Below are 7,685 nucleotides of genomic sequence, written 5' to 3'. Positions count from 1 at the left end.
TGGGCGTTTCCGCCGCGTTCGCGGGACGCGGCTCGGCGAGGTCCGGGGGCCCGTCGTCATCGTCCGATTCCGCTCCCGGCCTGCCCGCGTGGCGCGGCAGCGTCTGGAAGCCGGGCAAGGCGTCCGCGTCGTGGCGGGTGGGCGCTGCGCTTTTCCAGGCCGAGTGGGGCGGGTCGTCCAGATCGCTTTCCGCCTCGACGAGCGCGCGCAGGGCGCGCAACGCCTCTTCCATCTCCTGTTCCTGGGCGGACTTGCGCAGGATGGGGGCGTCGTCCTCGTCCGGCTCGTCGTCCCTATCCGCGTCCTTGCTGTCCCAGAAGGCGTCGTCGGCGCCGGCCTTCCGGTCCTCCGCGTCCTCCTCCTCCAGGTCGTCGTCCTCAACATCGACATCGTCGGCCGGCTTGCGCGACCGGCCGAACAGCGGAGTCACCACGCCGCCGTCGCGGTCGTCCCTGCTCTCGTCCTCGTCCTCGTCCTCGTCGCGGTCGGCGGCGGCCTTCTGGACCATGCTGCGCAGGGCGGCGATGGTGCGGTCCAGCGGTTCGCTGCCGGTGGGCGCGGGGTCGCGCTCACGAGGGCGCTCCCACGGCGGCGGAGCCTTGTCCGGATCGCGGATGGCGAAGCCCAGGATGTCGTCGTTGGACGGTTCCGCCTCGTCGGAGTCGTCGCCGGGGGCGTCTTCGTCCGGATCGTCGTCCTGAGAGACGCCACCCGGCTGAGCGATGGCGTCCTTGATTGAGAAGGCCGGCGAAGGGGGAGGCGACGGAGACGCAGCCTCCTCCGCGCGGTTGCCGTCGCCACGGCCGTCCAGGATGCTGCGCAGCGCCGCGATGGTGCGGTCGAAGGAGCGGGAAGCGTCGTCGTCCGGATCGTCGGCAACCGCTGGGTGGCTCGACCGGATGGGCGGTGTCGGCGGCGGGGCGATGGCCTCGACCCGGTCCGCTTCGTCGTCCCCGCCGTCATCCTGATCGGCGTCCCGGTCCAGAAGAGTCCAGCGGCGCGGGCTCCAGTCCTCGTCGTCGAAATCCGTTTCGTTGTCGTTCCGCTCCGCGTCGTCCGACGGGGCATCATCATGGCCGGCGAGATCGGCGAGCGACACCGGCTCCCACAGCGGGCGCCGGCCCGACTCGGGAGCGGCACCACCGTCCGCGGCCAGCCGCTCCAGCCCCAGATCCAAGTCCAGATCCAAGTCCGGATCCAGCGCGGCGGGTTGCACCCGGACAGTCGAGGGTGCGGGGGCGGGCGCCCGCATGGCCGGCGCGGCATCCTCCGCGTCCGGCTCGTCCATCGCATCGCCGCGGGTCCGCACCGCGTCGAGCAGCCCTTGCAGGGCGGCCAGCGGACCGGCGAAGGACGGGGCGTCCTCCTGCATGGTCGCCGCCGTCACGGGCGTCGAGAAGGGCGGGGGCGCCGGACGGCTTTCGGTGTCGCGGGAATTGCAGCGCGAACAGCGGTAATGGGGGGCGATGGACAGGACCGGATAATTGGGGCCGAAGCGCCGGTTCATGTCCGCGCGCGGCAGCACGCCCTCGTGGCCGCAGGCGCGGCAGCGGACGTGCACATCGACCTCGATGTCGCGCAGGTAAAGCATGCGTGCCATGGGCGCAGTATACGCAGCGGCGTGCCCAAGCCCAGCGGATTCGCCGGTCGCGCCATGCGCCGCGCGGCCGCCATCGGTGACCTTTTCGGTATGCCGACCCGCAAGGCTGCCTGAGTGGGGCCTGAGTGGGGCCTGGGACGGGCCTGAGACGGAAGGTTGGCAAGTCGGGGCGGAGCCGCTATGTTCTGCGCCGTGGCCCCGTAGCTCATCTGGATAGAGCGACGGTTTCCTAAACCGTAGGCAGCTGGTTCGAGTCCAGCCGGGGTCACCACCTCTTCCTTCCGCGACCGGTTCCACAGTCTGCCGAAGGCCCTGCCCATGACCGCCCCCCTGTTGCAGGACGCCGTTCTCGTCACCGGCGCCGGCCGCCGCGTCGGTTTGCATCTGGCCGAGCGGATGATGGCGCTGGGCCACTCTGTCATCGCCCATTACCGCACGCCCACCGACGACGTGGAGCGGCTGCGCGCCGCCGGGGCGGTCTGCCTGCAAGGCGATCTGGCCGATCCGGACGGCGGGCCGCGGCTGGCCGCGGCGGTGCGGGCGGTGGCCGGCAGCCTGCGGGCGGTGATCCACAACGCCTCGGCCTTCGAGATGACGGCGGCGGACACCGCGGACGCGCTGCGCCAGCTCGACGTCTTTCACGCCGTGCATGTCCGCGCGCCCTTCGCGCTGAACCGCGAGTTGGCGCCGCTGCTGGGCGCCTGTTCGGCGCGGCGGGCCGACATCGTCCACATCACCGACATCTACGCCGACAACCCGAACCCGGCCTTCGACGCCTATTGCGCCAGCAAGGCCGGGCTTCAGAACCTCGCGCTGTCCTTCGCCAAGCGGCTGGCCCCCAAGGTGAAGGTGAACGTCGTCCAGCCGGGGCCGATCCTGTTCAAGGAGTGGCACGGCCCCGAGGCGCGGATGCGGGTGCTGTCAGAGACTCTGCTCGGCGAGGAGGGCGGGGTCGAGGCCATCGGCGTGGCGGTGGAGGCCATCCTTCAGAACCACTACCAGACCGGCGCCGTCATCGCGGTGGACGGCGGCCGGCGTCTCGCCTAACCGGGGGGAACCGCTCCGGCAACCCGGCATGGCCGCGGCGCACAGCTCGCCCCGCGGCGGCGGGACGACACGCCCGGTCAGCAGAGCGACGATCTCCGCGAAGGGGGCGGCCAGATAGGCATCGGGGCGCAGGACCGACAGACCGTCCGCCGCGATCGGGCGGCTCACCCGCCCGATCAGGTCGATGTCGGCGGGGCGGTCGCGCGTCTTGCAGCAGGGGTGCGCGCGGTCGCGGCCCAGCGCCAACTCGATCTCCACGCACAGCCTCTTGCAGCAGGCCGGCTCCAGCGCGCTCGGCACATAGGCGCAGTAATTGACGAAGGGGTGGGCGCTCGACATGCCGACCGGGTCCGTTCGGTAGAAGCGGCTGATCAGGACAGAGCCGAACAGGTCGGCCAGACGGGCGGCGATCCGCGCCGCGTTCCGATCGGGTTCCATGTTCGTTCCGATTCCCAGGATGTAGCCGGCCGGTGGCGGGGGGGCGGAGGGGACCGGAATCAATGCGTCCATAAGCGTTCCGTTGGTTGGGATGTGCATGGGAAGGATGTGAAAAGCCGGAGAGAAACAATGATACCGAATCGTTGCAGGCTGGTCATTCCATGGGCGAAATATGAACGAATTTCGATACGCCTTTCCGCATGAGAAAATTGGAGGGCTGATTTTTACAGAATTTTCGTTGGATCGTTCGTAGAATGCAATCATGATAAAGGTTGCATGGCCGAATAGCGGACGGTTAGCCGATATGGTGGATAGAGTTGTTTGCCGTCTTATCGCCCTGGCGTTGTTTGTACTTGCCGGTGCGGCCAGCGCCGGGACGCTTCCGGAGCCGACGGAAAAGCCGATTCTGGTCGTGTCGGGCCAGATCGGGGTGACCAACCGCGACGGTGTGGCGGTCTTCGACCGTCCCATGCTGGAGGCGCTGGGCATGGTGACCTTCACCACCGCCACCCCCTGGTACAAGGAACCGGTGACCTTCGAGGGGGTGCCGCTGGCCCGCCTCATGGAGCGTGTGGAGGCGCGCGGCGAAACGCTGACCGCGACGGCGCTGAACGACTACACCGGCGAAATTCCCATGGACGACGTGCGCAACCGCAAGGTGATCCTGGCGCTGAAGCGCGACGGGGCCTACATGCCGGTCAGCGACAAGGGACCGCTGTTCATCGTCTATGATTTCGACCATGATCCGGAAGCCAACCGGCAAAAGTATTTCGGACGCTCGGTCTGGCAGGTTGCCCGTCTGACCGTGAAGTGAAGGCACCCCCCGTGACTCCGCCGACCGAGACCGCGCCGAAAGGGAGCTCGCGGCTGTCCCGCCTGCTGGGCTGGGCGTCTGAGGACCGCACGCGCCGCATTGGGCTCTGGCTGGCCATCCTGACCGGCGGATTCGGCTTGGCCGCCGCCTATCTGTCGCTGCTGGTGGTGAATTACGGCGAGGCGCTGCGCGGCGCGGCGCCCTACAACTTCGCCTGGGCCGCCAGCCAGACGGTGGGCGAGGTGACGCGGCTGGAGCAGCGCATCCTGGCCAGCGCCCTTCCGGGGGCCAAGGTCGATGCGGAGGAGGTGCAGCTCCGTCTGGACATCGTGCGCAACCGCATCGCCGTGCTGGGGCGGGGGCAGGCCTCCCTCTTCATGGACCGCTACCCGCAGCATCGCCCCACGGTGGCCCGGCTGGAGGAGGCGCTGAACACCGTCGGCACCATCCTGTCCGGGCCGCAGCCGCCGGCGGACAAGGCTCTGGCCGCACTGGCGGTTCTGGAGCCCATCGACCGCGAACTCAACGCCTTCGCGTCCGTCGCTTCCCAGTTCGGCGGGGAGCTGGTGGACGAGGGGCACGACCACCTGCTCTATCTGCATGGGCTGTTCTCCGCGCTGGCCGTTGGTCTGGCGGTCTGCGGCGTTCTGTTCATCACCGTGCTGCTGATCCAGAACCGCGCCATCCGGCGGGCGCACGACCGGATGGAGGCGATGGCCGGCGCGCTGCAAACCGCCATTGCCCAGGCGGAGGAGGCCAGCCAGGCCAAGACCCGCTTCCTGGCGACCATGAGCCACGAGCTGCGCACCCCGTTGAACGCGATCATCGGCTTTTCGGAGCTGATCCGCGACGACGGCGGCATCAGCGGCGGCGAGATCCACGGCGGCGGTCGCGCCGTCGGCGCCCCGTCCGGAAGCACGAGGGAAAACGCCAGGGAAAGTTCCCGCCGGGAGCACGCCCAGTATGCGGGCTACATCCTGACCAGCGCCCGGCACATGCTGGGTCTGGTCATCGACATCCTGACGGTCGCCCAGATGGAATCGGGCCATGCCAACCTGACCTTCGATTCGGTGGACCCTCGCAAGGTGACGGGCACCGCCATCGCCACCGTGCTGGGCACCCAGGCCGGGCGCGGCCGGACGATCCGGACGGCGGCGGGGGCGGTCTGGCCGGTCCTTCAGGTCGACGAGCGGGCGGTGCGGCAGATGCTGCTGAACCTGCTGTCCAACGCGGTGAAGTTCAGCACCGCACCCTCGGTGATCGAGGTGCAGGCGTGGCTGGACCCGCAGGGCGGCTTCGTCATCGCGGTGCAGGACCATGGCATCGGCATGACGCCGGAGCAGATTGAAAAGGCCGCCCAGCCGTTCTATCAGGCGGAGGACGGCGCGACCCGCCGCTTCCAGGGGTCGGGACTGGGGCTCAGCATCGTGAAGAGCCTGATGGAGGCGCATGGCGGCTACCTGCTGCTGGAAGGTTCGGCGGGGGCCGGCCTTCGGGTCTCCCTCCATTTCCCGGCGGAACGGGTCGGTGGATCGGCGCCGCGTCCGGAGCCGGCCAGCCAGGTATGAGAACAACCGGCGTCGGCCTCGCCGGGGATAAGCAACGAAGAAGGGATCGGGTTTTATGACGGTGCAGGCAAATGTTCTCGCCCTCGTGCAGGAGGCGATGGAGGCGCGCCGGTCGAACGAGGCGCTCGACACGCCGCTGGACGCCGCGGGCGAGGCGGCCATGATCGACGCCGCGGCGCGGAAGGTCGAAGAACTGCTCGACGTGCTGCGGATCGACCATCGCAACGACCACAACACCCGCGACACGCCGCGCCGCGTCGCCAAGATGCTGGTGCGCGAGCTTCTCAAGGGCCGTTTCACGGCGGCGCCCGAACTGACCGAGTTCAGGAACGCCGAGGAGTTCGACCATCTGATCGTCACCGGCCCGATCGCCGTGCGTTCCACCTGCGCGCACCATCTGATGCCGATCTACGGCACCGCTTTCATCGGCATCCTGCCGGCCAAGGGCGGCAACATCCTGGGCCTGTCCAAGTACGACCGGATCGTCGATCATTTCGCCGCCCGCTTCCAGATCCAGGAGGAGCTGGTCAAGCAGATCGCCAACTTCATCGTCGAGGCCACCCGGCCGCGTGGGCTGGCCGTGCGGATCAGCGCCGTGCATATGTGCAAGACCCACCGCGGGGTGCGCGCCGGCCATGACAGCCGCATGGTCAACAGCTCCTTCCACGGCGAGATGCTGGAGTCGCGTGAGCTGCGCGAGGAGTTCCTGAGGGAGTGCGCGACGCTTGAGCGTTCCGCCCGCTGAGCGGAGCGTCCTGACCGCTCGGACGGATGCGGAAGGGCGGTCCGGCATCGCGGGGGCGGCGCTGCTGATGGCGGCGTCGCTCGCCCTAGTGCTGACCGCCGGGGCGCTGGCCCGCGAACTGGGCGCCCGCTACGGCGCGGCGGAGGTCCTCTTCCTGCGCTTCCTGCTGTCGTTGCCGGTGGTCGCCCCGGCGGCCGTCGCGATGGCCGGACGGCGCGCCCTGTCCGTCACCCGGCCCGGCGGCCACGCGGTGCGGGCACTGAGCGGCGTCGGGGCGGCGCTGATCTTCTACGCGGCGACCCAGCACCTCCCCTTCGCCGATCTGGTCGCCCTGTCCTACGCAGCACCCCTGTTCGTGGCGCTGTTGTCCGGCCCGGCCATCGGGGAGCGGGCGGGGGCGGCCTCCGTCCTCTGCGTCGCGCTGGGGATGGCCGGGGTCTTCCTGATCGCCCCGCCGACTCGGCTGGAGCCGTGGAGTCTCGCCATGCTCGCCATGGCCTTCCTCAACGCGGTCTGCATCCTGGCGACCCGGCGGACGGCCCAGGCCGACGGGCCGGCGGCCACCGGGCTGGTCTTCGTGCTGGCGGGGTGTCTGCTGACCGCCCCGGCGGCCCTGCTGACCGGGTTCCGGATGCCCGAGCCGGCGGACCTGCCGGTCTTCCTGCTGCTGGGCCTCGCCGCGGGGGCGGCCATCCTGCTGAACGCCGCCGCCTTCCGCCGGGCGCCCGCGGTGGTTCTGGCGCCCATCGATTATCTGGGGATCGCGGCCTCGGCGGCCATCGGCTTCGTATGGTGGGGCGAGAGTCCGTCGCCCGCGGTGCTGTTGGGCGGGGGGTTGATCGCCGCCGCCGGGCTGGGCACCCTGTGGGCCGGTGCGCGGCGCTGACGGCTTCCGCCCGTTTCGCCTACTGCACGACGATCCGCCGCACCACGGCCTTGGTGGCGCGTGCCAGATCCGCCGGGGCCAGGGCGATCTGCAGGCCGCGCCGCCCGCCGTTGACGACCATCTCCGGCAAGGTCTCGGCGCTGACGTCGATGAAGGTGGGCAGAGCCTTGCGCTGGCCCAGCGGGCTGATGCCGCCAACCATGTAGCCGGTGGTCCGCTCGGCCAGGGTGGGGTCGGCAAGATCGGCTTTCTTCGCACCGGCGGCGGCGGCCAGCGCCTTCAGGTCCAGCTTCGCCGCGACGGGGATGACGACACAGGCCAGCGCCTTCGGCTCCAGCTGGACGATCAGCGTCTTGTAGACCACCGCCGGGTCCAGCCCCATGGCCGCCGCGGCGTGCAGGCCGATGGCGTCCGCCGAGGGGTCGTACTCATACTCCATCAGGCGGTGGGGCATCCCCGCCGCCTTCGCCGCGTTCACCGCCGGTGTGACCTTCGCCGCCATGATGACCTTGCTCCCCCGGGCGCGGATTCGCCCTTTCACGCCGGGAGCTTAGCAGACCGCTCCGGCGTGGGGGAGAGGGGGACGG

At 70.0% G+C, this 7,685-nt stretch carries 7 protein-coding genes, 1 tRNA gene and 1 pseudogene; 6 read left to right on the top strand and 3 right to left on the bottom strand.

All coding sequences use genetic code 11. The annotated features are described in order from the left end of the window. Positions 1 to 1,600, bottom strand: a 1,600-nt coding sequence (locus GBZ26_RS24570; RefSeq protein WP_174441090.1) for a hypothetical protein, incomplete at its 3' end; no start/stop codon positions are given. A 194-nt stretch (positions 1,601 to 1,794) separates the two neighbouring features. On the opposite strand from GBZ26_RS24570, the gene GBZ26_RS24565 reads away from it, so the two are divergent. Then, positions 1,795 to 1,871 (top strand) — tRNA-Arg (locus tag GBZ26_RS24565). A gap of 47 nt (positions 1,872 to 1,918) precedes the next feature. After that, positions 1,919 to 2,647: an SDR family oxidoreductase gene (locus GBZ26_RS24560; RefSeq protein WP_174441089.1), complete on the top strand. Its 729-nt coding sequence runs from the start codon at positions 1,919 to 1,921 to the stop codon at positions 2,645 to 2,647. A 183-nt stretch (positions 2,648 to 2,830) separates the two neighbouring features. Here GBZ26_RS24560 and GBZ26_RS30760 read toward each other — a convergent pair. Further along, positions 2,831 to 3,157, bottom strand: a pseudogene (locus tag GBZ26_RS30760) (2-amino-4-hydroxy-6-hydroxymethyldihydropteridine diphosphokinase); the annotation flags it as partial. A 232-nt stretch (positions 3,158 to 3,389) separates the two neighbouring features. Here GBZ26_RS30760 and GBZ26_RS24555 point away from each other — a divergent pair. Genes GBZ26_RS24555 through GBZ26_RS24540 form a run of 4 tightly spaced genes read left to right on the top strand, consistent with a single transcriptional unit; the run spans position 3,390 to position 7,098 of the window. After that, positions 3,390 to 3,899: a putative pterin-binding protein gene (locus tag GBZ26_RS24555; protein ID WP_174441088.1), complete on the top strand. Its 510-nt coding sequence runs from the start codon at positions 3,390 to 3,392 to the stop codon at positions 3,897 to 3,899. An 11-nt stretch (positions 3,900 to 3,910) separates the two neighbouring features. Continuing rightward, positions 3,911 to 5,467, top strand: a complete 1,557-nt coding sequence (locus tag GBZ26_RS30915) for an ATP-binding protein (RefSeq protein ID WP_174441087.1) — start codon at positions 3,911 to 3,913, stop codon at positions 5,465 to 5,467. Positions 5,468 to 5,522: 55 nt separating this feature from the next. Then, a complete protein-coding gene (gene folE / locus GBZ26_RS24545; protein ID WP_174441086.1) occupies positions 5,523 to 6,212 on the top strand; it encodes a GTP cyclohydrolase I in 690 nt (229 codons plus the stop codon). Then, positions 6,193 to 7,098: a DMT family transporter gene (locus tag GBZ26_RS24540; protein WP_174441085.1), complete on the top strand. Its 906-nt coding sequence runs from the start codon at positions 6,193 to 6,195 to the stop codon at positions 7,096 to 7,098. Before folE ends, GBZ26_RS24540 begins: the two co-directional genes overlap by 20 nt. A gap of 19 nt (positions 7,099 to 7,117) precedes the next feature. Here the strand turns inward: GBZ26_RS24540 and ybaK are convergent, their stop codons facing one another. Next, positions 7,118 to 7,600: a Cys-tRNA(Pro) deacylase gene (ybaK, locus tag GBZ26_RS24535; RefSeq protein ID WP_174441084.1), complete on the bottom strand. Its 483-nt coding sequence runs from the start codon at positions 7,598 to 7,600 to the stop codon at positions 7,118 to 7,120. Positions 7,601 to 7,685 lie beyond the last annotated feature (85 nt).

Source organism: Azospirillum formosense (genome assembly GCF_013340925.1).
In the GTDB taxonomy this organism is placed as follows: Bacteria; Pseudomonadota; Alphaproteobacteria; order Azospirillales; family Azospirillaceae; genus Azospirillum; species Azospirillum formosense.
Note: the sequence above shows the minus strand (reverse complement) of the source record. Positions and strands in the feature narration are given on the sequence as shown.

Excerpts from the sequence above, each read along its gene's own strand:
- GBZ26_RS24560 (WP_174441089.1), top strand. The coding sequence starts at position 1,919 with ATGACCGCCCCCCTGTTGCAGGACGCCGTTCTCGTCACCGGCGCCGGC.
- GBZ26_RS24555 (WP_174441088.1), top strand. The coding sequence starts at position 3,390 with ATGGTGGATAGAGTTGTTTGCCGTCTTATCGCCCTGGCGTTGTTTGTA.
- ybaK (WP_174441084.1), bottom strand. The coding sequence starts at position 7,600 with ATGGCGGCGAAGGTCACACCGGCGGTGAACGCGGCGAAGGCGGCGGGG.
- folE (WP_174441086.1), top strand. The coding sequence starts at position 5,523 with ATGACGGTGCAGGCAAATGTTCTCGCCCTCGTGCAGGAGGCGATGGAG.